This window comes from Enterobacter cloacae complex sp. IR5458 (assembly GCF_049238025.1).
Lineage (GTDB): Bacteria > Pseudomonadota > Gammaproteobacteria > Enterobacterales > Enterobacteriaceae > Enterobacter > Enterobacter kobei.
On sequence record NZ_JBMKIF010000009.1, the window covers coordinates 148,284 to 173,528 of the forward strand.

Annotated in this window: 27 protein-coding genes; 18 read left to right on the forward strand and 9 right to left on the reverse strand. The window is 56.5% G+C overall.

Features of this window, described 5'->3' with window-relative positions; genetic code table 11:
- Positions 1–22 precede the first annotated feature (22 nt).
- Positions 23–895 (forward strand): helix-turn-helix transcriptional regulator, encoded by an 873-nt coding sequence (locus tag ACOTYN_RS10245; RefSeq protein ID WP_014883807.1) that lies wholly within the window; start codon positions 23–25, stop codon positions 893–895.
- Here the strand turns inward: ACOTYN_RS10245 and ACOTYN_RS10250 are convergent.
- Positions 785–2,041, reverse strand: coding sequence for a benzoate/H(+) symporter BenE family transporter (locus ACOTYN_RS10250; protein ID WP_332957519.1), 1,257 nt, complete (start codon positions 2,039–2,041; stop codon positions 785–787). The two genes, ACOTYN_RS10245 and ACOTYN_RS10250, sit on opposite strands and share 111 nt — an antisense overlap.
- Before the next feature lie 92 nt (positions 2,042–2,133).
- On the opposite strand from ACOTYN_RS10250, the gene ACOTYN_RS10255 reads away from it, so the two are divergent.
- Both ACOTYN_RS10255 and ACOTYN_RS10260 read left to right on the forward strand, forming a co-directional pair.
- Entirely contained in the window at positions 2,134–2,661 is a 528-nt protein-coding gene (locus ACOTYN_RS10255; RefSeq protein WP_014883809.1) for a helix-turn-helix domain-containing protein, read from the forward strand.
- A gap of 80 nt (positions 2,662–2,741) precedes the next feature.
- Positions 2,742–4,706: a U32 family peptidase gene (locus ACOTYN_RS10260; RefSeq protein ID WP_332957517.1), complete on the forward strand. Its 1,965-nt coding sequence runs from the start codon at positions 2,742–2,744 to the stop codon at positions 4,704–4,706.
- Here the strand turns inward: ACOTYN_RS10260 and ACOTYN_RS10265 are convergent, their stop codons facing one another.
- On the reverse strand, positions 4,707–4,937 hold the full coding sequence (locus ACOTYN_RS10265) for a DUF2554 family protein (RefSeq protein ID WP_063943331.1): 231 nt from the start codon (positions 4,935–4,937) through the stop codon (positions 4,707–4,709).
- Between the two features lie 243 nt (positions 4,938–5,180).
- On the opposite strand from ACOTYN_RS10265, the gene ACOTYN_RS10270 reads away from it, so the two are divergent.
- On the forward strand, positions 5,181–5,543 hold the full coding sequence (locus ACOTYN_RS10270) for a hypothetical protein (protein WP_023330401.1): 363 nt from the start codon (positions 5,181–5,183) through the stop codon (positions 5,541–5,543).
- Positions 5,544–5,771: 228 nt separating this feature from the next.
- Here the strand turns inward: ACOTYN_RS10270 and ftrA are convergent, their stop codons facing one another.
- Positions 5,772–6,779, reverse strand: a complete 1,008-nt coding sequence (ftrA, locus tag ACOTYN_RS10275; RefSeq protein ID WP_071922244.1) for a transcriptional regulator FtrA — start codon at positions 6,777–6,779, stop codon at positions 5,772–5,774.
- A 73-nt stretch (positions 6,780–6,852) separates the two neighbouring features.
- On the opposite strand from ftrA, the gene ACOTYN_RS10280 reads away from it, so the two are divergent.
- The 8 genes from ACOTYN_RS10280 to zinT all read left to right on the forward strand — a co-directional run bounded on the left by ACOTYN_RS10280 (position 6,853) and on the right by zinT (position 14,871).
- On the forward strand, positions 6,853–7,266 hold the full coding sequence (locus ACOTYN_RS10280; RefSeq protein ID WP_014883814.1) for a rhodanese-like domain-containing protein: 414 nt from the start codon (positions 6,853–6,855) through the stop codon (positions 7,264–7,266).
- A gap of 156 nt (positions 7,267–7,422) precedes the next feature.
- Positions 7,423–8,526, forward strand: a complete 1,104-nt coding sequence (locus ACOTYN_RS10285) for a cobalamin-independent methionine synthase II family protein (RefSeq protein ID WP_063614274.1) — start codon at positions 7,423–7,425, stop codon at positions 8,524–8,526.
- Between the two features lie 202 nt (positions 8,527–8,728).
- On the forward strand, positions 8,729–10,000 hold the full coding sequence (gene urtA, locus ACOTYN_RS10290; protein WP_014883816.1) for an urea ABC transporter substrate-binding protein: 1,272 nt from the start codon (positions 8,729–8,731) through the stop codon (positions 9,998–10,000).
- A gap of 24 nt (positions 10,001–10,024) precedes the next feature.
- Positions 10,025–11,599, forward strand: coding sequence for an urea ABC transporter permease subunit UrtB (urtB, locus tag ACOTYN_RS10295; protein ID WP_047344234.1), 1,575 nt, complete (start codon positions 10,025–10,027; stop codon positions 11,597–11,599).
- A complete protein-coding gene (urtC, locus tag ACOTYN_RS10300; protein WP_023337281.1) occupies positions 11,599–12,672 on the forward strand; it encodes an urea ABC transporter permease subunit UrtC in 1,074 nt (357 codons plus the stop codon). Before urtB ends, urtC begins: the two co-directional genes overlap by 1 nt.
- Complete coding sequence (gene urtD, locus ACOTYN_RS10305; protein WP_023330407.1) at positions 12,672–13,469, forward strand: urea ABC transporter ATP-binding protein UrtD; 798 nt, start codon at positions 12,672–12,674, stop codon at positions 13,467–13,469. The genes urtC and urtD overlap by 1 nt, the downstream gene beginning before the upstream one ends.
- Positions 13,470–13,478: 9 nt before the next feature.
- Positions 13,479–14,177 carry an urea ABC transporter ATP-binding subunit UrtE gene (urtE, locus tag ACOTYN_RS10310; RefSeq protein ID WP_332957509.1) on the forward strand — a complete coding sequence of 233 codons (699 nt, stop codon included), beginning with the start codon at positions 13,479–13,481 and terminating at the stop codon, positions 14,175–14,177.
- 52 nt (positions 14,178–14,229) lie between these two features.
- Positions 14,230–14,871 carry a metal-binding protein ZinT gene (gene zinT, locus ACOTYN_RS10315; RefSeq protein WP_071922243.1) on the forward strand — a complete coding sequence of 214 codons (642 nt, stop codon included), beginning with the start codon at positions 14,230–14,232 and terminating at the stop codon, positions 14,869–14,871.
- Between the two features lie 47 nt (positions 14,872–14,918).
- Here zinT and ydeE read toward each other — a convergent pair whose 3' ends face one another.
- Positions 14,919–16,112 (reverse strand): efflux MFS transporter YdeE, encoded by a 1,194-nt coding sequence (ydeE, locus tag ACOTYN_RS10320; RefSeq protein WP_063434401.1) that lies wholly within the window; start codon positions 16,110–16,112, stop codon positions 14,919–14,921.
- Positions 16,113–16,306: 194 nt separating this feature from the next.
- On the opposite strand from ydeE, the gene eamA reads away from it, so the two are divergent.
- A complete protein-coding gene (eamA, locus tag ACOTYN_RS10325) occupies positions 16,307–17,206 on the forward strand; it encodes an O-acetylserine/cysteine exporter (RefSeq protein WP_332957505.1) in 900 nt (299 codons plus the stop codon).
- A 38-nt stretch (positions 17,207–17,244) separates the two neighbouring features.
- Here eamA and marB read toward each other — a convergent pair whose 3' ends face one another.
- From marB to marR, 3 genes are read right to left on the reverse strand one after another with little or no spacing between them, the layout of a single operon-like run.
- Positions 17,245–17,463 carry a multiple antibiotic resistance protein MarB gene (gene marB / locus ACOTYN_RS10330; RefSeq protein WP_014883824.1) on the reverse strand — a complete coding sequence of 73 codons (219 nt, stop codon included), beginning with the start codon at positions 17,461–17,463 and terminating at the stop codon, positions 17,245–17,247.
- 33 nt (positions 17,464–17,496) lie between these two features.
- The gene (gene marA / locus ACOTYN_RS10335; RefSeq protein WP_008502237.1) at positions 17,497–17,877 is read right to left on the reverse strand and encodes an MDR efflux pump AcrAB transcriptional activator MarA; all 381 of its coding nucleotides are present in this window, start codon (positions 17,875–17,877) and stop codon (positions 17,497–17,499) included.
- Positions 17,878–17,896: 19 nt separating this feature from the next.
- The gene (gene marR / locus ACOTYN_RS10340; protein ID WP_014883825.1) at positions 17,897–18,331 is read right to left on the reverse strand and encodes a multiple antibiotic resistance transcriptional regulator MarR; all 435 of its coding nucleotides are present in this window, start codon (positions 18,329–18,331) and stop codon (positions 17,897–17,899) included.
- A gap of 256 nt (positions 18,332–18,587) precedes the next feature.
- Here marR and ACOTYN_RS10345 point away from each other — a divergent pair, with 256 nt between their 5' ends.
- The gene (locus ACOTYN_RS10345) at positions 18,588–19,253 is read left to right on the forward strand and encodes a MarC family NAAT transporter (RefSeq protein WP_014883826.1); all 666 of its coding nucleotides are present in this window, start codon (positions 18,588–18,590) and stop codon (positions 19,251–19,253) included.
- Between the two features lie 94 nt (positions 19,254–19,347).
- Here ACOTYN_RS10345 and ACOTYN_RS10350 read toward each other — a convergent pair whose 3' ends face one another.
- On the reverse strand, positions 19,348–20,544 hold the full coding sequence (locus tag ACOTYN_RS10350; protein WP_023337287.1) for a sugar transporter: 1,197 nt from the start codon (positions 20,542–20,544) through the stop codon (positions 19,348–19,350).
- 177 nt (positions 20,545–20,721) lie between these two features.
- On the opposite strand from ACOTYN_RS10350, the gene ACOTYN_RS10355 reads away from it, so the two are divergent.
- From ACOTYN_RS10355 to ACOTYN_RS10365, 3 genes are all read left to right on the forward strand, one after another.
- Positions 20,722–21,510 carry a PhzF family phenazine biosynthesis protein gene (locus tag ACOTYN_RS10355; RefSeq protein ID WP_023337288.1) on the forward strand — a complete coding sequence of 263 codons (789 nt, stop codon included), beginning with the start codon at positions 20,722–20,724 and terminating at the stop codon, positions 21,508–21,510.
- A 27-nt stretch (positions 21,511–21,537) separates the two neighbouring features.
- A complete protein-coding gene (locus ACOTYN_RS10360) occupies positions 21,538–22,329 on the forward strand; it encodes a PhzF family phenazine biosynthesis protein (RefSeq protein WP_023337289.1) in 792 nt (263 codons plus the stop codon).
- Between the two features lie 82 nt (positions 22,330–22,411).
- Complete coding sequence (locus ACOTYN_RS10365; protein ID WP_023330415.1) at positions 22,412–22,894, forward strand: GNAT family N-acetyltransferase; 483 nt, start codon at positions 22,412–22,414, stop codon at positions 22,892–22,894.
- Here ACOTYN_RS10365 and ptrR read toward each other — a convergent pair.
- Positions 22,848–23,726 carry a putrescine utilization regulator PtrR gene (gene ptrR / locus ACOTYN_RS10370; RefSeq protein WP_014883831.1) on the reverse strand — a complete coding sequence of 293 codons (879 nt, stop codon included), beginning with the start codon at positions 23,724–23,726 and terminating at the stop codon, positions 22,848–22,850. The genes ACOTYN_RS10365 and ptrR overlap by 47 nt on opposite strands.
- A 98-nt stretch (positions 23,727–23,824) precedes the next feature.
- Between ptrR and sad the strand changes: the two genes are divergently transcribed.
- The gene (gene sad, locus ACOTYN_RS10375; RefSeq protein WP_071922241.1) at positions 23,825–25,213 is read left to right on the forward strand and encodes a succinate-semialdehyde dehydrogenase; all 1,389 of its coding nucleotides are present in this window, start codon (positions 23,825–23,827) and stop codon (positions 25,211–25,213) included.
- Positions 25,214–25,245: the final 32 nt, after the last annotated feature.

Below are 25,245 nucleotides of genomic sequence, written 5' to 3' on the forward strand. Positions count from 1 at the left end.
GATCACTCACGCGCTAACGGTTATGTCTCACGCTTACGATACCTTTGAAACGCTTAGTCAGCAGAATGCCGTCCTGCGGGAGACGGTCTCGCTGAACTCGGGTATTCAACTGGCGGCGTGGTACAACAAGCACGATACGATAACGGTTAAAAGCAATCATCACACCCTGAGCCTGTACGTGGCCGACGGTTATGAGAGCTATCAAAAAACGCCGGGAGGCTGGAAGAACGGCGGGGGACCGGACCGTTTCTGCCTGATGCCGAAAGAGAGTGAATCGACGTGGGATATCCGTGATGACCTGTCGTTTGTCCATCTCTACTGCACCGATGAACACCTGCGCGACGTGGGCGAAAAAATCTGGGATAAGCGGCCGCTGTCGCTGACGCTGGACGAACGCATTTTTGGCAGTGACCCGAAGATCACCGCGCTGTATCGCCAGTTTTTACTTGGCTGCGACTGGCAGCAGCAGGCCAATCAGCTCACCCTGAGTACAGCATCCACGTTGCTGATGACCCATCTGCTGCAAAACTACTCCAACGTTCAGTGGAAGCTGCCGGTCGTCACCGGCGGGTTATCGCCTTTCGTTCTGCGCAACGTGCTGGCCTTCATAGAAGAGCATCTTGGCCAGCCGTTAACCCTGGCCGAGCTGGCGGCGCAGGCAGCCCTCAGCGAATACCATTTTGCCCGCATGTTCCGCCAGTCGACGGGGCTGGCACCGCATCAGTACGTGATGCAGCGACGCATGGAAAAAGCAAAAAACCTGGTGCAGCATAGCGCAATGCCACTAACGGACATCGCGCTGGCCTGCGGATTTAACTCCGCCAGCCACTTCAGTAACCGTTTCCGCAGCGTGATGGGTATGACGCCGTCCCAGCTGCGCGCGGCGAGCGCGTGAAAACAGGGCATAGCATATCCCGCCCAGCACCAGCCCCCAGAATGCCGAACCGATGCCCAGAAGGGTGACGCCGCTCGCGGTCATCAGAAACGTGACGATGGCTGCGTCACGTTCGGCTTCATGATTCAGGGCCTGAAATAAACTCCCGCTGAGGGTTCCAAGCAACGCCAGCCCCGCCAGAGTCTGGATCCAGCTCAGCGGCAGTGCAGCCATGATCCCGGTAATAGACCCGCCGAAAACTCCAGCCAGCAGATAAAACCCACCGGCTGCAATGGCCGCCTGCCAGCGTTTAGTCGTATCCGGATGGGCATCAGCGCTTTGACAGATGGCGGCGGTAATGGCCGCGATGCAGATGGAGAAGACGCCAAAGGGGGAAAGCAGCAGCGCCAGGCCACCGGTAACGATGATGAGCGGTGAGACCGCCAGCGAGTAGCCGGAGGCTTTCATCGTGGCGAAGCCCGGCGCATTCTGTGAGGCCATGGTCACCAGGAAGAAGGGCAAACCGATACTCACCAGGCTGGTAAAAGTAAAGTCGGGGGCAATAAACTCAGGCATCACAACGGAGAGGCTGACTTTATCGGTGGCAACGTCACCACTTATCCATGCCACGAGACCACCTGCCAGCAGCGTAACCACGATGGCATAGCGCGGCGCCAGCGCTTTTGCCAGCAGCCACGCGGCAATCATGCTACCGCACAGCAGAAAGTGGCCGTCAAGATGTGCAAACGCGAGCAGGCCAAACTGCAGAAGCACGCCTGCCAGCATGGCGGCCGCGAGCGAATGGGGGATCAGCGTCATCAGACGAGCGAAAAGCCCCGTAATACCGCAGAGTAAAATAAGCGCGTTAGCGAAGATAAACACACCGATAGTTTCAGACAGCGTCACCCCTTGCAGGCTGGTGGCGAGCAGGGCGGCCCCGGGGGTTGACCAGGCCGTCAGTACCGGCGCTTTAAACCACCAGGAGAGCGCCAGCGTGCTGACCCCCATCCCAATCCCCAGCGCGGTCATCCAGCCCGCGATTTGCTGCGCGCTGGCACCTGCCGCGGCGGCGGCTTGCCAGATAATGGCGGCCGAACTGGCATAACCCACCAGGACGGCGACAAATCCAGCCAGTGTGACTGGAATAAGATGAGAGGAAGGGCGCATGGCAACTCCGTTGTGCGTTATAACGTCCGTATTACGGTAGCACTGTGCGTTATAGCGTACAAGTGGTATGATCATCGGCACCAGGAGGGAACATGGACATCACACAACATCTTGCAGCAACACTGAAAACACTGCGTCAGGCACGTGGCTGGAGCCTGTCAAAGCTGGCGGACGAGGCCGGCGTGTCGAAAGCGATGCTCGGCCAAATTGAGCGCAATGAATCCAGCCCGACGGTATCGACCCTGTGGAAAATCGCCACCGGGCTGAACGTTCCGTTTTCCGCGTTCATCACGCCAGAGGCAGACAGGCAGGCTGTGTTTGATCCGCAGCAGCAGGCGATGGTCGTCAAACCGCTCTTTCCGTGGGATGAGACCCTGAGGTTCGATCATTTCTCTATTACGCTGGCGGCGGGTGCCCTGAGCGAATCCACGCCCCATGAGGCGGGCGTGATTGAACATGTGGTGGTCATTAGCGGAGAGCTGGAGATGAAAATCGACGGCGAATGGCAGACGGTTTATGCCGACTCGGGCGTCCGTTTTGCCGGTGATAAACCGCATGCCTACCGCAACAGCAGCGACCGGCCGGTGCATTTTCACTCTCTGATCCATTATCCCCGCTGAGGCTACGCAAAACTGTTTCGCTGTCGTAGACTTCTGACTACAATAGCCGCCATTTTGACCATAACGGATAACGACGAAGTATGCGCCTGCAATCCCATCATCTTGAACTTTTAAGCCCGGCCCGTGACGCCGCCATTGCCCGCGAAGCGATCCTTCACGGCGCGGACGCCGTCTACATTGGCGGCCCTGGCTTTGGTGCCCGCCATAACGCCAGCAACAGCCTGCGCGATATTGCCGACCTGGTGCCGTTCGCCCACCGTTTCGGGGCGAAAGTGTTCGTGACCCTGAACACCATTCTTCATGATGATGAGCTGGAGCCTGCGCAACGACTGATCGCCGATCTCTATCAGACCGGCGTCGATGCCCTGATTGTTCAGGACATGGGGGTTCTGGAGCTGGATATTCCGCCGATTGAACTGCACGCCAGTACCCAGTGTGATATCCGCACGGTGGAGAAGGCGAAGTTCCTCTCCGACGTCGGCTTTTCGCAGATCGTTCTGGCCCGTGAGCTGAACCTGAATCAGATCCGTGATATCCACCAGGCGACAGACGCGACGATCGAGTTCTTTATCCACGGCGCGCTGTGCGTGGCCTATTCCGGTCAGTGCAACATTTCCCACGCCCAGACGGGCCGTAGCGCCAACCGTGGCGACTGTTCGCAGGCCTGCCGTCTGCCGTATACCCTGAAAGACGATCAGGGCCGCGTAGTGGCGTTCGAAAAACACCTCCTCTCCATGAAGGATAACGATCAGACCGCCAACCTGGGCGCGCTGATTGATGCGGGCGTCCGTTCCTTCAAGATTGAAGGGCGTTATAAAGACATGAGCTATGTGAAGAACATCACCGCGCACTACCGTCAGATGCTGGACGCCATCATCGAAGACCGCGGCGATCTGGCGCGCGCGTCGGCAGGTCGTACCGAGCATTTCTTTATTCCGTCGACGGAAAAAACCTTCCACCGCGGCAGCACGGACTATTTCGTGAACGCCCGTAAAGGCGATATCGGCGCGTTCGACTCACCGAAGTTCATCGGTTTACCGGTCGGTGAAGTGCTGAAGGTGGCGAAAGATCATCTTGATGTTGAAGTGACGGAGCCGCTGGCGAATGGCGATGGCCTGAACGTGATGATTAAGCGTGAAGTGGTGGGCTTCAGGGCTAATACGGTCGAAAAAACCGGTGAAAATCGCTATCGCGTATGGCCGAATGAAATGCCTGCCGATCTCTACAAGGCGCGTCCGAACGCGCCACTTAACCGTAATCTCGATCATAACTGGCAGCAGGCGCTGCTGAAAACCTCCAGCGAGCGTCGTATCGCGGTGGATATCGAGCTTGGCGGCTGGGAAGAACAGCTGATTCTGACCATGACCTGTGAAGACGGTATCAGCGTGACGCATACGCTGGATGGCCTGTTCGAGGTGGCAAACAACGCGGAAAAAGCGCTTAACAGCCTGAAGGAGGGCGTGGCGAAGCTGGGGCAGACGATTTACTACGCGCGCGCTATCGAGGTTAACCTGCCGGACGCGCTGTTTGTGCCGAACAGCCTGCTTAACCAGTTCCGCCGTGAAACGGCAGAGCTGCTGGATGAAGCGCGTCTGGCCCAGTATCCACGCGGTAGCCGTAAAGCGGAAGTTGTTCCGGCCCCGGTATACCCGGATACGCATTTATCTTTCCTGGCGAACGTCTACAACCATAAGGCGCGTGAATTCTATCATCGCCACGGTGTGCAGCTGATCGACGCGGCCTATGAAGCGCATGAAGAGAAGGGCGACGTGCCGGTGATGATCACCAAGCACTGTCTCCGCTTCGCCTTCAATCTGTGCCCGAAACAGGCAAAAGGCAATATTAAGAGCTGGAAAGCGACGCCCATGCAGCTGGTCAACGTTGATGAAGTCCTTACCCTGAAGTTTGACTGCCGTCCCTGCGAAATGCATGTTATTGGCAAGATGAAAAACCATATTTTCAAAATGCCGCAGCCGGGCAGCATTGTCGCTTCCGTCAGTCCTGACGATCTGATGAAAACCCTGCCAAAACGTAAGGGGAGCTAACTACCTTACGTGCGTCTCCGGTTTGCGCGATTTCTGCCACAGGTGGTGTTCGCGCAAACCCTCCGCTGACTCTTCCGCTGCGCTGCGTAATTCATCGCTGTCGGCCTCGTGCCGCAGCTGATGCCCCACATTCTTTACCCATACATATTCATGCCCTTTGTGCCCGGCTATAAGCTGCCCTGAAAACAGCGCACAAATAAGCATGACGAGAGATAACCCTTTTTTAATCATGGTTTCACCGCTGAGTGACGTTGCGGGGATAATCATGGCGATTATTTCTTAGTGTTATTATTCAATAATTCAAAGTACGGCAAAGAAAATGTCAAATAGTGTTGGCTCAGAATTGTTTTTAAGAAATATCCTAAATGCGCCTAAAGCACTGTCAACTACCACTTCTGGACCATAAACAGGCGTTTGAATTAGGGATAATCCTATATAATAGGGATTCTCTGGCTAAGGAATGAGTCTTAATAAATGAAAAAAATAATCGCGTTTGCGCTCCTCGTGGCTGCTGTGGGTGCTACGGCAGGGGTTCGCTATATCGGGAATGACGAACCAGAATATATTCAGTCCGCAGAAACCCGTGTTGGTTCATATTTAACCAGCGATTACGGGCGTGTAGCCTGCAATAGCAAACAAGTAGACGATCAGCGCTGGGAATTAGATTGCCTGCATCAGGCAAGAGGAAAAGTATTCCAGTTTGCGGTGTATCCTTCTGAAAAAGCCCCCTATGGTGTTTCGCGTTCATTTTATCTCGAAGCGATTAATGATGAAGCAAAACAGAGCGCCGAACAGGGTCTGATGCGTTATTTGCAAATCAACACGAAAGCGAGTTAATAGAGCTGTTTAGCTTTCGTTAAGTTAATCAGTGTTAGTTTGTAAGGGATCCGCAGCCCGACCATGGAGCGTCGGGGACGTAGAGACCAAAATACAAATCTATCCATGCAAGCATTTACCGCCAGATAATGGCGGTTTTTTTTTGCCATTTCGCGTATGTGCCCCTCATCCCAGCCCTCTCCCTCAGGGAGAGGGGCGTCTGTGTCGGTATTATGTTGTGGGGATCCCTCAGCGGGCAGGACCTGGACGCGAAAATTGCTTGCGGTACTGGGCCGGCGAAAGGGCAAATTGCTGACGAAAGTGGTGGCGCAACGTCGCCGCCTGTCCAAAACCGGTCTGTTCAGCGATGCTGTCGATGCTCATCCGACTGCTTTCCAGGTAATCTTTTGCTCTCAACAGACGCTCATTGATCAGCCAGCGCGACGGTGTCGTTCCCGTTGCCGCCTCGAAGCGACGAAGGAAGGTACGCTGGCTCATGCCCACCCGACGCGCCAGCGAGTCGACGCTGTGCGGTTCAACGAGATGGTTGTGCAGGAAATCAAACAGCTGCCCCAGACGCTGGCTCTCCCGTAGCTGTGCCACCGGGCGGCTCAGCTGTTGCGGCTGCGAACCATCCCGGTGGGGAGGAATAACCAGCCGACGCGCCACGCTGTTGGCGGTTTCCATGCCATAATCCCGGCGGACGACGTGCAGACAGAGATCGATGCCCGCCGCGCTACCAGCAGAAGTCAGAATATCCCCCTCGTCCTGATAGAGTACGTCTTCAACCACGTCGATGTCAGGGTAGCGGGCTTTAAGCGCCTCAATGTAGCGCCAGTGGGTTGTGGCTTTGCGCCCGTTCAACAGTCCCGTTGCGGCCAGCACAAACACACCCGAGCAGATGGACAGCAGCTGGCATCCACGAGCGCTGGCCTGGCGCAATGCGTCGCACAGTGCCCTGGGAACCGGCGCGTCCAGCCCCCGCCAGCCGGGAACCACGATCAGATCCGCAGACTCAAGCAGGCTCAAATCACCATCAGTCACCATGCGGATCCCGCCCGTCGCCCGCAATTCTCCGCTATCCACACCTGCCACAGCAAAGCGATACCAGGCGTCGCCCAGCTCAGGACGTGGCAGGCCAAAAATCTCAACCGCCACGCCAAACTCAAAGGTACACAGGCCGTCATACGCCAGCACCACCACCTGAGGGCGGGTAACCTGTCTTAAGTTTGTCATCTTTTTGCTGTTTTCTGGCATAAGCAAGCGCATTCATGGGCTGAATTTGTGGATAGAGTAGTGTTAACACAAACGCCAAAGATGAGGAAGGATCATGAGCTATGTTACTGAATTTCCGGCTGCCGAGCCGCAGGAAGCCGTTACCCATTTTCTGCGTCGCCTGAGTGTCGAAACCGACTGTGCCGATGTGCATCATGCCATCGCCAGTCATGAGCAGGACTTCGTGCTGCTGCATGTGGTAGGGAGTGCGGAACAATTCGCACGTCGTCATGTCCCCGGGGCACTGCACATGCCGTGGAGCCAGATTACTGCTGAACGCATGGCCCGGTGGCCGGACGGCACGCTGTTTGTCGTTTACTGTGCGGGGCCGCACTGTAACGGCGCGGACAGGGCTGCGCTGAAGCTGGCGCGACTCGGGTTGCCGGTCAAAATCATGCTGGGCGGTATCACCGGCTGGGAAGATGAACGCTACGCGTTTGCCAGTCAGGGATCCGTTTCCGCCCTGTGAAGATGAATTTTTTTCAACACCCGTGAAATTTTCTCGTTTGCCGGAGCCGGTGAGGTATGACATCTTTTTTGGACATTTAGACATCCAGAAGTCTAAATATTCAAATAATGAATTATCACTGCCGGCAATTATTACCGTCAGACAGAGGAGATTTCCATGCAACGACAGCACGCCCCATACCGCGCCGATGTAGTAGGCAGTTTTTTACGTCCTGATGCCATTAAACAGGCCCGCCTGAAGTTCGCCAGCGGTGAGATAGATGCCGGACAGCTTCGCGCGGTGGAGGACGATGCCATTCGCCACGTCGTCGAGCAGCAGTGTGCGTGCGGTCTGCATGTGGTGACCGACGGTGAATTTCGCCGTGCCTGGTGGCACTTCGATTTCTTCGATGGCCTGCAGGGGGTTGAGCGTTACGATTCGCAGCAGGGTATTCAGTTCAACGGGGTACAGACCAAAGCCCACGGCGTGCGCGTCACCGGCAAGCTGGGCTTTGGCGATCATCCGATGCTGGACGATTTCCGCTATCTGAAAAGCATCAGCGGTAATGCGCAGCCGAAGATGACCATTCCCAGCCCAAGCGTGCTTCATTTCCGCGGCGGCCGCAAAGATATCGACGCGACGGTTTACCCGGACCTGAACGACTATTTTGACGATCTGGCGACCACCTGGCGCGACGCTATCCGGGCCTTCTATGATGCAGGCTGCCGTTACCTGCAACTTGACGACACCGTCTGGGCCTACCTCTGTTCGGACGATCAGCGTCGTCAGATCCGCGAGCGCGGCGATGATGCCGATGAGCTGGCGCAGATCTACGCCCGCGTGCTGAACAAGGCGCTGGAAGGTAAACCGGACGATCTGACCATCGGGCTGCATGTCTGCCGCGGCAACTTCCGTTCAACCTGGATTTCGGAAGGGGGATACGAGCCGGTGGCGGAAGTGCTGTTCGGTACGGTGAACGTAGATGCCTTCTTCCTGGAATATGATAACGACCGCAGCGGTGATTTTGCGCCACTGCGCTTTATTCGCCCGGGCAAGCAGCAGGTGGTGCTGGGGCTGATAACCACCAAAAACGGAGAGCTGGAGAACCCGGAAGGGGTTAAAGCCCGTCTGGAAGAGGCGGCAAAATACGTGGCCAAAGAGCAGATCTGCCTCAGCCCGCAGTGCGGCTTTGCCTCGACCGAAGAGGGCAACAGCCTGAGTGAAACTCAGCAGTGGGACAAAGTCCGTCTGGTGACACAGATCGCCAGTGAAGTCTGGTAAAAACACCGCCCCAGCGCTGCATTATAAAAGTGCAGCGCTGTGCCATTCTGAGTCGTTCTCTTTACATCCCGCGTTCAATCCCCCGCCATAGCGCAATGTTCATTCTGGCATCCTTTTTGCTCCTGCTTCGCTGACACATTTTTTTCCGCGTCCATGCCGTAACGGACGTTTTTGCACAGCGTTCTTTTTCAGGAGTGAAAATATGCAGCGTCGTACCTTATTAAAAGCCTTTGCGTTATCCGCGTCCGTCGTGGCGATGGGAATGAGTTTTGGTGTGCAGGCGGCCGATACCATCAAAGTGGGGATCATGCATTCTTTGTCCGGCACGATGGCCATCTCCGAAACCCCGCTTAAAGATGTCGCGCTGATGACCATTGACGAGATCAACGCCAAAGGGGGCGTACTGGGGAAAAAACTGGAGCCGGTGGTGGTGGATCCCGCTTCAAACTGGCCGCTGTTTGCCGAGAAAGCGCGTCAGCTGCTGAGCCAGGATAAAGTCGCGGTGGTGTTTGGCTGCTGGACCTCCGTTTCGCGTAAATCGGTGCTGCCTGTCTTTGAGGAACTGAACGGCCTGCTGTTCTATCCGGTGCAGTATGAGGGTGAAGAAATGTCACCCAACGTCTTTTATACCGGTGCCGCACCGAACCAGCAGGCCATCCCGGCGGTGGAATACCTGATGAGCGAAGACGGCGGCGCGGCGAAACGCTTCTTCCTCTTGGGCACCGACTACGTCTACCCGCGCACCACCAACAAGATCCTGCGTGCGTTCCTGCATTCGAAAGGCGTTGAGGATAAGGACATCGAAGAGGTTTACACCCCATTTGGTCATAGCGACTACCAGACGATTGTCGCCAACATCAAGAAATTCTCCGCAGGCGGCAAAACTGCCGTAGTCTCGACCATCAATGGCGATTCCAACGTGCCGTTCTATAAAGAGCTGGCAAACCAGGGGCTGAAAGCAACCGACGTGCCGGTAGTGGCGTTCTCCGTCGGTGAAGAAGAGCTGCGCGGTATCGACACCAAACCGCTGGTGGGTAACCTGGCGGCGTGGAACTATTTTGAGTCCGTGGACAACCCAACTAACCAGGCCTTCGTGGCGGATTACAAAGCCTATGCGAAAGCACACAAATTGCCGAATGCCGACACTGTCGTCACCAACGACCCAATGGAAGCCACTTACGTAGGGATCCATATGTGGGCGCAGGCGGTGGAAAAAGCGGGCACGACCGACGTAGATAAAGTGCGTGCCGCAATGGCCGGCCAATCGTTTAAAGCGCCTTCCGGCTTTACGCTCACCATGGATGCCACCAACCATCATCTGCATAAGCCGGTCATGATCGGTGAAATTGAAGGCAACGGCCAGTTCAACGTGGTGTGGCAGACGGAACAGCCGGTCCGCGCACAACCGTGGAGTCCGTTCATCGCCGGGAATGACAAAAAGCCCGACCAGCCGATGAAAACCGCCAGCAACTAAGCCATCACCTCAGGGAGACAAGCCATGAACGTCATGCGCACGATCGTCGCTCTTATATGGCTTACCGGACTGCTGCCAGGGATGGCGCAGGCATCGGATGCCGATCGTTTCGTTGCTGCCAGCCGCACCCAGCAGGCGGAATTACTGACGCAGTGGGCCGCCGCGCCGGATGCCGCCAGGCTGCCGCTGCTTCAGGCGTTGCAAAAGGAAAACCTGTATACCGACAGCCAAAAGCACGCTTTTGCGCAGCGTAATGGCGGAATGGTTCCCCTCGGTGAAGCAAAGGCGACTGAAGGGCAGACCAAAGCGGTACGGCTGACGAACCGACTGCGCGTACTTGCTGCCACGGCTATCGCTACGCATCAGCTGGTCAGTGACAGTGTCACGGAAAGGCGGGCGGCGGCCCGTCAACTGCAGCGAGATGCGCAACCTGCGATGCTCGCTTTTCTGGAAAATCGGGTAAACCGTGAAACGGATGCGGTAGCGCGTCAGACGCTGCTGCTGGCGGTGGCGAATCTCCAGCTGGCAAGCCCGCAGGCGGAGGTGCGTCGCCACGCTGCTGAACTGTTAGGCCAGTCCGACGATCCGGACGTGGTGTCCCGACTCACCCCGTATACCCAGGCGCAGACCGAGCCGGACGCCGGCGTTCGCGCCGCTGCCGAAGAGAGCCTTAACCAGATTACGCACCGCCTGATGTGGGGCGATCTGCTGGGTCAGGCGTTTATGGGGCTTTCCCTCGGTTCGGTGCTGCTGCTGGCTGCGCTGGGGCTGGCTATCACCTACGGCCTGCTGGGCGTCATCAATATGGCGCACGGTGAAATGCTGATGCTGGGCGCGTATGCCACCTGGATGGTGCAGCAGGCCATGACCAGCCTCGCGCCACAGTGGCTGGCGCTCTATCCGGTTATCGCCTTACCGGTCGCGTTCTGCCTGACGGCGGCAATCGGAATGGTGCTGGAGCGCACCGTGATCCGTCATCTGTACGGTCGTCCGCTGGAAACGCTGCTGGCAACGTGGGGCATCAGCCTGATGCTTATCCAGCTGGTGCGCATGACGTTTGGCGCCCAGAACCTGGAGGTGGCGAACCCGGCATGGCTTTCCGGCGGGGTACAGGTTTTCGCCAACCTGACGCTGCCGTGGAACCGTATTGTGGTGCTGGGTTTTGTGCTGCTGGTACTGTTCTTTACCTGGCTGATTCTGAATAAAACCCGTCTGGGGCTAAACGTGCGCGCGGTGACGCAAAACCGCAGCATGGCTGCCTGCTGTGGGGTGCCGACAGGGCGTGTCGATATGCTCGCATTCGGGCTGGGCTCCGGCATTGCCGGGTTAGGCGGCGTGGCATTATCCCAGTTGGGTAACGTCGGACCGGAGCTGGGCCAGGGATACATCATCGACTCGTTCCTGGTGGTGGTGCTCGGTGGCGTGGGCCAGCTGGCAGGGAGCGTGGCCGCGGCCTTTGGTCTGGGCATTTTCAATAAAATCCTTGAACCACAGATGGGCGCGGTGCTGGGCAAGATCGTGATTCTGGTGGCGATCGTGCTGTTTATTCAGAAGCGTCCTCAGGGGTTATTTGCGCTGAAAGGGAGGGTTATTGACTGATGAGCCAGCCGCTTACCTTAACGCTGGCGCGCAAAGCGCCACGCACAACGCAGATCGCAGGCAGCCTGCTGGTGGCGTGTCTGCTGATATTACCGTTTTTCGCCTTACTGCCTGCAACGCATCCGCTGGCGTTATCGACCTGGATGCTGACGCTGACGGGCAAGATCCTCTGCTATGCCACCGTTGCGGTGGCGCTCGATCTGGTGTGGGGCTATGCCGGTATGCTGTCTCTTGGGCACGGTATCTTTTTCGCACTCGGCGGTTATGCGATGGGCATGTATCTGATGCGCCAGGCGGCGGGTGACGGTCTGCCCGCGTTTATGTCATTTCTCTCCTGGAGTGAGCTGCCGTGGTTCTGGTGGGGCACCCAACACTTCGCCTGGGCGCTGGTGCTGATTGTCATGGTGCCGGGGCTGCTGGCGCTGGTGTTTGGCTGGTTTGCCTTCCGCTCGAAGATCAAAGGGGTCTATTTCTCGATTATGACCCAGGCGCTGACCTATGCCGGGATGTTGCTGTTCTTTCGCAACGAGACCGGTTTTGGCGGCAATAACGGTTTCACCGGCTTTACCACGCTGCTCGGATTTTCGGTGACGGAAACCTCCACGCGTATTGCACTGTTTCTGGCGACCGTACTGTTGCTGCTCCTGGCGTTGGGGACGGGATTTGCGCTGGCAAAAAGCAAATTTGGCCGAATCCTGACCGCCGTTCGTGACGCAGAAAACCGTCTGACGTTCTGTGGTTACGACCCGCGCGGGTTCAAACTGCTGGTCTGGACGCTCTCCGCGGTGCTGTGTGGCCTGGCGGGGGCGCTCTATGTCCCGCAGGTGGGCATTATCAACCCCGGTGAAATGTCGCCGACGAACTCGATAGAAGCCGCCATCTGGGTGGCGCTGGGCGGGCGCGGCACGCTGGTGGGGCCGGTAATTGGCGCGGCGCTGGTGAACGGGGCGAAGAGCTTTTTCACCGTCGCCATGCCGGAGTACTGGCAGCTGTTCCTGGGGCTGATTTTTATCGCCGTCACGCTGTTCTTACCACGCGGTGTCTACGGTCTGTTTCGTAAGGGAGAGAAATAATGCAGCCAACGGAAGGATTATTTACCCGCCAGTTGCCCGGCGACCGCTACCGTGACCAGACGGATCCGGTGCTTCAGCTTGAGGCCATTAACGTCAATTTCGACGGTTTCCAGGCGCTGACCGATCTCTCGCTGAATATCGGCGTGGGCGAGTTGCGCTGCGTGATTGGCCCCAACGGAGCCGGTAAAACCACGTTGATGGATGTGATCACCGGCAAAACGCGACCAAAAAGCGGGAGGGCTATTTACGATCAATCGATCGACCTGACCGCGCTGGAGCCTGCGGCCATTGCCCGTCAGGGGATTGGGCGAAAGTTCCAGAAACCCACGGTCTTTGAGGCGTTGACGGTGTGGGAAAACCTTGAGATCGCCATGAAAACCGATAAATCCGTCTGGGCGAGCCTGCGGGCAAAACTCAATGGTGAACAACGCGATCGCATTGATGAGATGCTGGTTTTACTGCGTCTTGGCAACGAACGCGATCGCCGCGCCGGGCTGCTGTCGCACGGTCAAAAGCAGTTTCTGGAGATAGGTATGCTGCTGGTCCAGGATCCGCATCTGTTGCTGCTGGACGAACCCGCCGCCGGGATGACCGACGCAGAGACGGAATACACCGCCGAGTTGTTCAAAACCCTGGCGGGTAAGCACTCCCTGATGGTAGTGGAGCACGACATGGGCTTTGTCGAAACCATTGCCGACCACGTGACGGTATTGCATCAGGGGCGCGTGCTGGCCGAAGGCTCGCTTCGCGAGGTGCAGGCCAACGAGCAGGTGATTGAGGTCTATCTGGGGCGCTAAGGAGAGAAGATGTTACAGGTTAACGAACTGAATCAGTATTACGGTGGCAGCCATATCCTGCGCGGCGTCAGTTTTGAGGCCGTCACCGGAGAAGTCACCTGCCTGCTGGGGCGCAACGGCGTCGGGAAAACGACGTTGCTGAAGTGTCTGATGGGGCTGATCCCGGCGAAAACCGGGGAGGTCATCTGGCAGGGTAAGACGATCACCCACAGCAAACCGCACCAGCGGGTACAGTCTGGCGTGGCGTATGTCCCGCAGGGACGCGAGATTTTTCCGCGCCTGACCGTGGAAGAAAATCTTCTGCTGGGGCTGTCGCGCTTTTCCGCCCACGAGGCGAAGCAGGTACCGGAGGAGATCTGGCAGCTTTTCCCGGTGCTCAAAGAGATGAAGCACCGCCGCGGTGGCGATCTCTCCGGCGGACAACAGCAGCAACTGGCGATTGGCCGTGCGCTGGCAAGCCGCCCGCAGCTGCTGATTCTGGATGAACCGACGGAAGGCATTCAGCCTTCGGTGATAAAAGAGATTGGCCAGGTGATCCGCACGCTGGCGAACAGAGGCGATATGGCGATCCTGCTGGTCGAGCAGTTTTACGACTTTGCCGCTGAGCTGGCCGACAGCTATCTCCTGATGTCGCGCGGCACCATTATCCAGCGTGGACGGGGGGAAAACATGGCGCAGGAGGGCGTTCGCGGGCTGGTTGCGATTTGATATGTTATAATATAACATTCTCATTCTTATTAAACGGAATGAGGGTGTTATTTTGGCTGCACATTTTGGTAAATGGATCATGACTCTGGGGGCGCTGCTGGTCAGCGGCCAGCTGTTAGCGCACTCGCACGGTCATCAGATGACCGAAGCGGAGCAGAAAGCGGCGAACGGCGTGTTTGAGGATAAAGACGTGAAGGACAGAGCGCTGTCTGACTGGGACGGTACCTGGCAGTCCGTTTATCCTTTCCTGCTGGATGGATCGCTGGATCCGGTCTTCAAACAGAAAGCGCAGAAGGATAAAAGCAAAACCTTCGACGAGGTGAAAGCCTATTATCGTAAAGGCTATGCGACGGACGTGGATGCCATTGGCATTGAAAATAACGTGATGGAGTTCCACAAGGGCAAAGCGGTTAGCCGTTGCCATTATAATTACAGCGGCTACAAAATTCTGACCTATGCGTCAGACAAAAAAGGCGTTCGCTATCTGTTTGAGTGTCAGGATGCCAGCAGCACGGCGCCGAAGTTTGTGCAGTTCAGCGACCATACCATCGGGCCGAAAGCGTCCTCGCACTTCCATATTTTTATGGGCAACACCTCCCACGAGGCGCTGCTGAAAGAGATGGATAACTGGCCGACCTATTATCCGAATGAGATGTACAAAGAGCAGGTGGTAGAAGAAATGTTGCACCATTGATGCTTTATTGCCGGGTGGCGGCTACGCCTTACCCGGCCTACACGTTGCTACGCTACCTTGGGTGACTCGCACCACGCCTTCACGCTCATCCCACGCAAAATCATCAGCCACGCAATGACGATGGCGACCATCATAATCACAAACAGCGACCAGTGCGGCAGGTTGGTCAGGATAATCCCGGTGATCATCGGGTTTGCGGCCGCGCCCAGCCAGCCCAGCGCCTGTGCGGAGAAATAGCTTGCCTTCATCCCCGGCGGGGCGATGTTGTCGATCAGCATGTATTCACCGGGCGCATAAATAATCTCACCCAGCGTAAAGATCGCGGCGGCGATACCCCAGTAAATCAGATTCTCCCCGGAGAGCATAAAGCCACCCAGCCCCACGATAAAAAACAGCGTCGCGGCGGTCATCAGGGGGCGAATATTGCTGGCGGAAATCTTGCGCCCAAGCGCGTATTGCAGCGTCACCACCACGGCGGCGTTAACGGGCAGCACCACGGCGACGACCTTCTGCGCGAAATCGCTGTCGGCGTGGGCGGCCAGAACATACTGCGAAATGCAGCTGGCGAACGATCCGCCCACGTACGACGCGAGCAGGCCGGAGAGGGTGAACCAGAACAGGGCGCGGTCTTTCAGCAACACCGACGGCTGCCAGGGCATTTTTTCCTCGGCGGTATCCAGCGCGACGCTTTTTTGCACAAAGAAATGGATAAACGCGAGCGGCAGCGCGGCGCAAAAAGCGGCCAGCCAGAAGGGCAGCTGTAAGCTGTACATCACCAGCAGGGTGCCGATGGGCGGGCCGACCGTCCAGCCAATGTTCAGGAAGCTATAGTTGAGCGAGAAAACACGCGCTTTTTGGCTTGATGTGAGCACGTCGGAGAACCAGGCTTTCAGCACCGTCGAAAATACGGAGTAGGCGCAGTTGATCAGGGAAAAGAACAGCACCACCAGCGTGACGTTATCCACCAGCGGGATCGCGACAAATCCGGCAATAAACGCCACGATCGCAATCAGCATGTAGCGTTTTTTATCAAACTTATCCGCCAGAATGCCAAATCCCAGGCTGAACACCACGCCGATGGTCAGCGCAATCGTCAGGGCATAACCAATATTCTCGACGCTCATGTTGTAGACGCGCGTGAGATAAATGGTCATGAACGGCAGCGTCGCTCCCCGACCGATGGTTAACAACAATGACGATGCCAGCAGCGCTGCGGTTGAGCGCCTGAGAGATGGTTTCATATTTCTGCCCGACAGTTGCTTATGCTTTTATTAGAGGTGTGTTAACAGGATTACCATGACATAAGGGGCTTGTATAGCACCTGGTTTATCCGTAAGTGCTTCAGCTGCCTGCCAGAATTAATGATCTTCTCGCAGCGTCCTTTTTTCTGTTACCTTGAAGTGTTAACAAATTATTAATAATTCAGGGGCAGGGTATGACGCGTAAAGACGGACTGCTGGCGTTGCTGGTGGTCGTAGTATGGGGGCTCAATTTTGTCGTCATTAAGCTGGGATTGCACAATATGCCCCCGCTTATGCTGGCCGGTTTGCGTTTCATGTTAGTAGCATTCCCGGCGATCTTTTTTGTTGCGCGTCCAAAAATCCCGTTCAAATTACTGCTGGGCTATGGCCTGACCATCAGCTTTGGCCAGTTCGCGTTTCTCTTCTGCGCCATCAAGTTTGGTATGCCTGCCGGTCTTGCCTCGCTGGTTTTGCAGGCGCAGGCGTTCTTTACCATCATTCTCGGTGCGTTCGTATTTGGCGAACGTTTGCAGGGCAAACAGCTGGCGGGGATTACGCTGGCGGTGGTTGGCGTACTGGTGCTGATTGAAGCCAGCCTGAATGGTCAGGATGTGGCGCTGCTGGGCTTTATGCTTACGCTGGCAGCGGGGCTGAGCTGGGCGTGCGGGAATATCTTCAACAAGCTGATTATGCAGCACGCGGCGCGGCCGCAGGTGATGTCGCTGGTGGTCTGGAGCGCGTTAATTCCGGTCATCCCGTTTCTGGCGGCGTCGTTTATTCTGGATGGTCCGGATGTGATGCTGAGAAGCCTGGTCGATATCGATTTGACCACGATCCTTTCTCTGATTTATCTGGCCTTTGTCGCCACGATTGTGGGCTATGGGATCTGGGGTTCGCTGCTGGGGCGTTATGAAACCTGGCGCGTGGCGCCCCTGTCTCTGCTGGTGCCGGTGGTTGGGCTCGCCAGTGCGGCGCTATTGCTGGATGAAACGCTGAGCGCGCAGCAGTTGCTGGGGGCCGTGCTGATTATGGCGGGGCTGTATATCAACGTGTTTGGCTTGCGGGTACGGCGGGCGGCGCGCGTCAGAGGCTAGAGCATAAAAAAGCCCCGCAGTGGCGGGGCAAAAACGAATCAGAAGCCGTGCTGATTATAATAAGGCACGCCTAATTCGTCGGATTTGTCGCTACCAGTCCCCATGTGGTTGAAATCATAGGGTGACTGGTCATGTGCTGACGGCAAAATCATCGTGCCACGATTATTTTGCTGCGTTGCACCTGGGGTTTGCTCCGCGAAGGTCTGGCTGGAAAACAGCACCAGCAAGGCGAGGGCGGCGGAGGCGATAACTTTCATGATTTCCTCGGTTACGTCTTTTACAGGCGATGATTAACTACAATGTTTTAACGGATACAGGTATCGGGATTCTCCGGGTACGCTGGTGATTCGGTACTTATGAGGCGGCACGTCAAAATAGTTCTTAAACGTACGCGTCAGGGTTTGCTGTGATTCAAATCCGTAACGCTCTGCCAGATAAAGGATCGGCTCATTGCTTTCTTTCAGTTTCTGGGCAATTTCCGTCAGCTTGCGACTGCGAATATATTGACCTAGTGAATGGCCGGTCTCTTTTTTGAACATCCGTTGCAGGTGCCATTTGGAGTAACCTGAACGCTCTGACACTTTTTCAAGGGAGAGCGGCGATTCCAGGTTATCTTCGATCCAGTCCAAAATGCTATGAATGGTGATAGCGTCAGTATTGCGTCTGGACATCGTCATACCTCTTTTCTGTTTACGGCAGTATTTTCTTCAGCAAAAGCTCAAGGGTTGCCACTTCATCTGCCGTTAAGTTTTTTGTTAGTTCCTGATGCAGTGTTTGTCCTACTAATTGATGACATTGCTCGCACATGGCCGCGCCATCGCAGGTGAGCTTGACCAGCACGCCGCGTTTGTCATTCGGGTTAGGGCTTCGTTCTACCCATCCTTTGCAGACGAGACGATCCAGCATGCGGGTTAACGCACCCAGATCGACAGAGAGCACCTTTTTCAGCTCAACCGGCGTGATACACACTTCGCAGCGAATGGAACACAGCACTTTGAACTGTGTTGCGGTGATATCCAGCGGTGACAGATAGTCATTGAGCAGGCGATCTTTTTTCTGGTTAACCATATGAATAAGACGACCCAGCGGAACAACGTCGTTAAAGATATCACTGGTGCTTTTCACAATGGTTGCCCTGGCAAGTAGTTTAGTCACGGCAGATATTATTGCTCAGGCAAGTATAAGTCAACTGAATGAATCAGCCGATGCCACGTATTGCTAAAACGTTTCATGAACTTTTTTTGAACGCTTTCAAATCATATAGATAACTCAGGGTTATCCTTACTTACGGAAAATAATCGTTACGTTGCGCAGATGGCTTAACGTCACACTTTCCCCCTATACTTGCGGGGATGAATATGGATAAGGACGACGATGCATTATGTTGGATTTAATTAAAGCAGTGAGTCTTGGGCTGGTGGTGCTGCTGCCGTTGGCAAACCCGTTAACGACTGTTGCGCTTTTCCTCGGGCTGGCAGGGAATATGAACAGCGCCGAGCGTAACCATCAGTCAATGATGGCTTCCGTCTATGTGTTTGCCATCATGATGGTGGCTTACTATGCGGGACAGGTGGTGATGAACACCTTCGGGATTTCCATCCCTGGCCTGCGCATCGCCGGGGGACTCATTGTCGCCTTTATCGGTTTCCGCATGCTGTTCCCGGCGCAGAAAGCGCATGAGTCGCCGGAGGCCAAAAGCAAATCCGAAGAGCTGGAAAGCGAACCGAGTGCAAATATTGCCTTTGTGCCGCTGGCTATGCCGAGCACGGCGGGGCCGGGTACCATCGCGATGATCATCAGTTCCGCCTCTACGGTACGTGATAGCGCCACCTTCCCGGACTGGGTCCTGACGGTTGCGCCACCGCTGATATTTGCGATTATCGGGATCATTGTGTGGGGGTCACTGCGCAGTTCCGGTGCGATTATGCGCTGGGTAGGCAAGGGCGGTATCGAAGCTATTTCCCGTCTGATGGGCTTCTTACTGGTCTGTATGGGCGTGCAGTTTATTATTAACGGCGTGCTGGAGATTATTAAAACTTACCACTGAGGTGATTGCCGGGTGGCGGTTTCGCCTTACCCGGCCTGGGTTATTACAGGCTTGTAGGCCGGGTAAGCGCAGCGCCACCCGGCACAAACAAACGTCACCCGTGCTGACCTTGTTCCTCCAGCGCCACCGGCCATTTGCGGAAGATGAGCACTGACCAGATAAGCGCGACCAGGGCCGGAATAGCGCCCAGATACCCAATCGCCGACATCGAGACATGAAGGCTAATCTGATTTCCCACCAGCGCGCCCGCGCCGATGCCCAGATTAAATATCCCCGAGAACAGTGACATGGCAACGTCCGTCGCGTCCGGTGCCAGCGCCAGCACTTTTACCTGCATGCCAAGGCCGATGATCATGATCGCCACGCCCCAGAACAGGCTCAGGATCGCCAGATGGTTTTCGCTGCCCGCGGCGGGCATCAGCAACAGCAGGCAGGCGAGCAGCAGGCCAATGGCGCCGCTCACAAGCAAGGAAGCATGCTGATTACCCAGCTTGCCAAACAGCACGCTGCCGATTATGCCCGCACCGCCGAGGATGAGCAGTAACAGGGTGGCAAAATTGGCGCTAAAGCCTGCCACCACCTGAACAAACGGTTCAATGTAGCTGTATGCCGTGTAATGGGCGGTCACCACGATTACGGTAAGCAGATAGATACTCAGCAGCGCAGGGCGACGCATCAACAGCGGCAGGCTTTTCAGCGAGCCAGAGTGTTCGCTCGGCAGCGCGGGCAGCAGCTTAATCAGACACACCAGCGTAACCAGTGCCCCCATGCCGATCGCGAAGAAGGTCGTACGCCAGCCGAAGTATTGCCCCACGATACGGCCAATCGGCAGACCCAGCACCATCGCCAGCGCGGTGCCGGTGGCAATCAGGCTCAGCGCCTGGGCGCGTTTACCCGCCGGGGCCAGGCGTATAGCCAGCGACGCGGTGATTGACCAGAACACCGCATGGGCGAATGCAATGCCAATCCTGCTCATGACCAGCACCGTAAAATTCCACGCCATAAACGACAGAACATGGCTGGCGATGAACAACACGAAGAGACCGATCAGCAGTTTGCGCCGCTCCATCTGGCTGGTCAGCAGCATAAACGGCAATGACATCAGCGCCACCACCCAGGCGTAGATGGTCAACATAATGCCCACCTGAGCCGTTTCCATCTGGAAACTGTCGGCAATGTCAGACAACAGCCCAACCGGAACAAACTCTGTGGTGTTGAAAATAAACGCGGCAATGGCCAGCGTGACCACGCGTAGCCACGCAACCCTGCGGGAAACTGTGTTCGTTGTCATAGGGATGTCGGAGATTCGTTGCTGGAAAGAAGAGGAGACGATCTTAAAACGTCAAACGGCGAAAACTCAACCATTATGTGACGCAGATCTCAATATTTACCTTGTGAAAGCGGTAGCCGGGGAGGGTGTTTTCATTGAATATAAAAGAACAACACAACAAAAACAGGCGGTAAGACAATGCAGGAGATTGATTTTTATCTGGTAGATGCGTTCAGCGATACTTCGTTTGGTGGCAATCCGGCGGCGGTTTGTCCGCTGAAAGAATGGTTACCCGATGAAACGCTACTGAAAATGGCGCAACAGCATAATCAATCGGAAACGGCCTTTTTCGTCTGCAGCAAAGGGGGCATTGAGCTACGCTGGTTTACAACGCTCACCGAAGTCAATCTCTGCGGGCATGCCACTTTGGCCGCCGCGTACGTCCTGTTTCATGAACTGGATTACCCCGACTCGCGGATCCACTTCGACACCGCATCTGGCCGCCTGACGGTCAGCCGGGAGGGAGAGTGGATGACGCTGGATTTCCCGGCGTGTCCGACACATAAAGAGACGCCACCGCCAGAGATGATCGCGGCGCTGGGTATCCGCCACTACGTTGACGCCCGTAAAGGGCGCGCGTGGGTGATCGTCCTGGAAAACCGCCAGCAGGTTGAAGCCCTTATGCCGAACCTGTCTGCGATGACACCGGGTGAGCACAAAGTTAGCGTGACGGCACCGGGCGAGGGGGAATATGACTTTGTCAGCCGCTTCTTCTCTCCGGGCGTTTCCGTCCCGGAAGATCCGGTCACCGGGTCCGCGCACACGATGCTGATCCCCTACTGGAGTGAAACACTGGGCAAAACGACCCTGTTTGCCCGTCAGGTGTCGGCGCGGGGCGGTGACGTGCGTTGTGAACTGAGAGGGGAACGGGTGCTGATGAGCGGTCAGGCGTCGTGCTACCTGAAAGGCACGGTGTATCTGCGCTAAAAACTGATAACAAGAGAGGGAGAGACAATGCAGGAAATTGATTTTTATCTGGTGGATGCCTTCAGCGACAGGGCGTTTGGCGGTAATGCGGCGGCGGTTTGCCCGCTGGAGGAGTGGCTGCCCGATGAGACGCTGCTTAAAATGGCGCAGCAGCATAATCAGTCTGAGACCGCCTTTTTTGTGCGAACCGACGACGGGTTTGAACTGCGCTGGTTTACCACGCTGCACGAAATTAACCTGTGCGGACACGCGACCCTCGCGGCGTCACACGTGATTTTTGAATATCTGGATTATCCGCATACCGAAATTCACTTTACCACGCGCTTCGTGGGCGAGCTGACGGTCAAGCGCAGCGGCGACTGGCTGACGCTGAATTTCCCTGCGTGGCCGACGGAGGCCGTCGATAATCCCCCGGCAGCGTTGTTCACCGCGCTGGGCATCACAAAGGCGAAAGAGGTACGCGCCGGACGAGACTATATCGTGGTGCTGGAGAGCCAGCAGCAGGTGGAGGCGCTCACGCCGGATATCGCGGCAATGGTTCCGCTGGGGAAAATGGTCTGCGTAACGGCGCCTGGAGAAGACTATGACTTCGTCAGCCGCTTTTTCTGCCCGGGCGAAGGGGTGCCGGAAGATCCGGTTACCGGATCCACGCACAGCATGCTGATCCCCTACTGGAGCGAAAAGCTGGGAAAAACGTCACTGAACGCACGTCAGGTGTCGTATCGTGGCGGCGATCTGCGCTGTGAACTGAAGGGCGATCGCGTGTTGATCGCCGGTCAGGCCACGTTGTATCTGAAAGGCCGTATCTTTTTGCGCTAGCCGGGCAGCGCGATAAGTTAATACTATGAAGCACCATGGCAGAGCTGCGCTATTTTAAAATAAAAACAGCAAGGAGCCTGCCATGTATTCCATTACCTCTGAATCCGCTCGTCATCCGGACATCCTCACACTGATTGCAGCCCTTGACCGCTATCAGAGCGAACTCTATCCCGCAGAGAGCAATCATCTGCTCGATCTTTCAGCGCTGCCCGACGCATCGCTTATCCTGATGATCATTCGTGACCAGCAGCTTCAGGCTGTTGGCTGTGGAGCCATCGTGCTTAACGGGGATGGAACCGGTGAGATGAAACGGGTCTATATTGACCCGACCCACCGGGGACAGCATCTGGGAGAGAGGCTGCTGGCTGCCCTGGAAGATGAGGCCCTGAGCCGTCATTGCCACACGGTACGGCTGGAGACAGGGATAAAACAACACGCCGCGGTTCGTCTGTATGAACAGTGCGGGTACGAACTGCGCCCGGCATTTGCCCCCTATGTCGACGACCCGCTTAGCCTGTTTATGGAGAAGGCGCTGGTTGAAGACGTTCGTTTAGCAGCGCTATAAACGCTTCCAGCTGGCGGGTCATCGCCCCCCGTCGCCACACCAGCCAGGTGGTGAGCCAGCGCCAGTTTTCAGCCAGCGGCCAGGCCTCAATCTGATGATGTCCTGGCATACTTTCCAGCATGGAGCGCGGCATCAGCGCGATGCCCGCGCCCGCAATGACGCAGGCGAGCATGCCGTGATAGGACTCCATCTCGTGAATGCGGCCAGGCGTCGCACCGTCTGCATGAAACCAGCTCTCCAGATGTCGGCGATATGAGCAGTTGGCGCGAAAGGCATAAACGTCACTGCCGCTCACCTGCGTGGCGCGTGTGACCTCCGTATGCCCGGCAGGCGTGACCAGCATCATCTCTTCCCTGTAGACCGGCATCCCCTCCAGTTCCGGGTGTGACAGCGGTCCGTCAACAAAGGCGGCGCTCAGCGTTCCCTCCAGTACACCCTCTATCATCGTTCCGGAAGGGCCGGTAGAGAGGGCAAACTGGATGCGCGGATAACGCTGGTTAAACTGCGCCAGCGATTCAGGGATGCGCACTGCAGCGGTGCTTTCCAGCGCGCCAAGAGCAAATAACCCCTGTGGTTCATCCCCCGCGACGACCATGCGCGCTTCATCCACCAGCGCCAGAATCTGTCTGCTGTAGCGCAGGAAGTTATGCCCGGCGGGAGATAACCGCAAACGCTGGTTCTCACGAATAAACAGCTCAACGCCGAGATCGGCCTCCAGCTGACGGATGCGTGTTGTCAGGTTCGAGGGAACGCGATGCACCTTCTGCGCCGCCTGGGTGATGCTCCCCGTCAGCGCGACGGCGTTAAACATTTCAAGCTGGGTTAAATCCATAGCATTCTCGTTTCGTGAATAAGGTGGTTAGTATTATTCATTTCTAAGAAATAGCAGAGTGAGCCACAATTAATCAACCGAAATGCGTGGAGAACATCATGACTTATTCATCTGCTACACATGCCCTGTCTGTTAACCCGGCTACGGGTGAAACGATCGCCGCGTATCCGTGGGCGACACAGGAAGAGGTTGAACAGGCTATCGACCGGGCGGATGCCGGTTTTCGTCAGTGGCGGAGCGAAAGCATCGCCCGGCGGGCGCAGAAGCTGCGCGATCTCGGCGCTGCGCTGCGTCATCGTGCGGAAGAGATGGCCCGGATGATGTCCCGGGAGATGGGCAAACCGGTTCTGCAGGCGCGGGCGGAAGTGGCAAAATCTGCGGGTCTGTGTGACTGGTATGCGGAACACGGACCGGCCATGCTGAATGCAGAGCCAACCCAGGTGGAAAACCACAACGCGGTTATTGAATACCGCCCGCTGGGGCCGATTCTGGCGGTGATGCCGTGGAACTTCCCGCTCTGGCAGGTACTGCGCGGGGCGGTGCCGATCCTGCTGGCAGGTAACAGCTATCTGCTTAAGCACGCGCCAAACGTGCTTGGCTCGGCGGATCTTATCGCACAGATTTTTGCGGATGCCGGTTTCCCGGAAGGCGTTTTTGGCTGGGTTAATGCCACCAATGACGGCGTAAGCCAGGCGATTAACGACCGTCGCATTGCGGCGGTGACCGTGACCGGCAGCGTGCGTGCCGGGGCCGCAATTGGTGCCCAGGCAGGTGCTGCGCTGAAAAAATGCGTGCTTGAGCTGGGCGGCTCTGACCCGTTCATCGTGCTCAACGACGCTGACCTGGATCTCGCCGTGAAAGCGGCGGTGGCGGGTCGCTATCAGAATACCGGGCAGGTGTGTGCGGCCGCCAAACGCTTCATTGTTGAAGAGGGTATTGCGGATATCTTTACCCAACGCTTCGTCGCGGGCGTTGCCGCCCTGAAGATGGGCACACCCGATGAAGAAGAGAACTACATTGGCCCGATGGCGCGTTTTGACCTGCGCGATGAACTGCATCAGCAGGTTCAGGCCACCCTGGCTGAGGGGGCCACGCTGCTGCTGGGCGGAGAGAAAATCAGCGGCGAGGGGAATTATTACGCGCCTACCGTGCTGGCGAACGTCACGCCGTCGATGACGGCCTTCCGCCAGGAGCTGTTTGGTCCGGTAGCGGCTATTACCGTCGCGAAAGATGCTGAGCACGCCCTGACGCTGGCAAACGACAGCGACTTTGGCCTCTCTGCTACGGTATTCACCGCCGACGCCGCGCTTGCGGATAAATTCTCTCGCGAGCTGGAGTGCGGTGGGGTGTTTATCAATGGTTACAGCGCCAGCGATGCGCGCGTGGCCTTTGGCGGTGTGAAGAAGAGTGGTTTTGGCCGCGAGCTCTCCCATTTCGGCCTGCATGAATTCTGTAACGTGCAGACGGTGTGGAAGAACAGAGTGTAATTCGTTTGTAGTGGCCCTCAATTTGAGGGCCA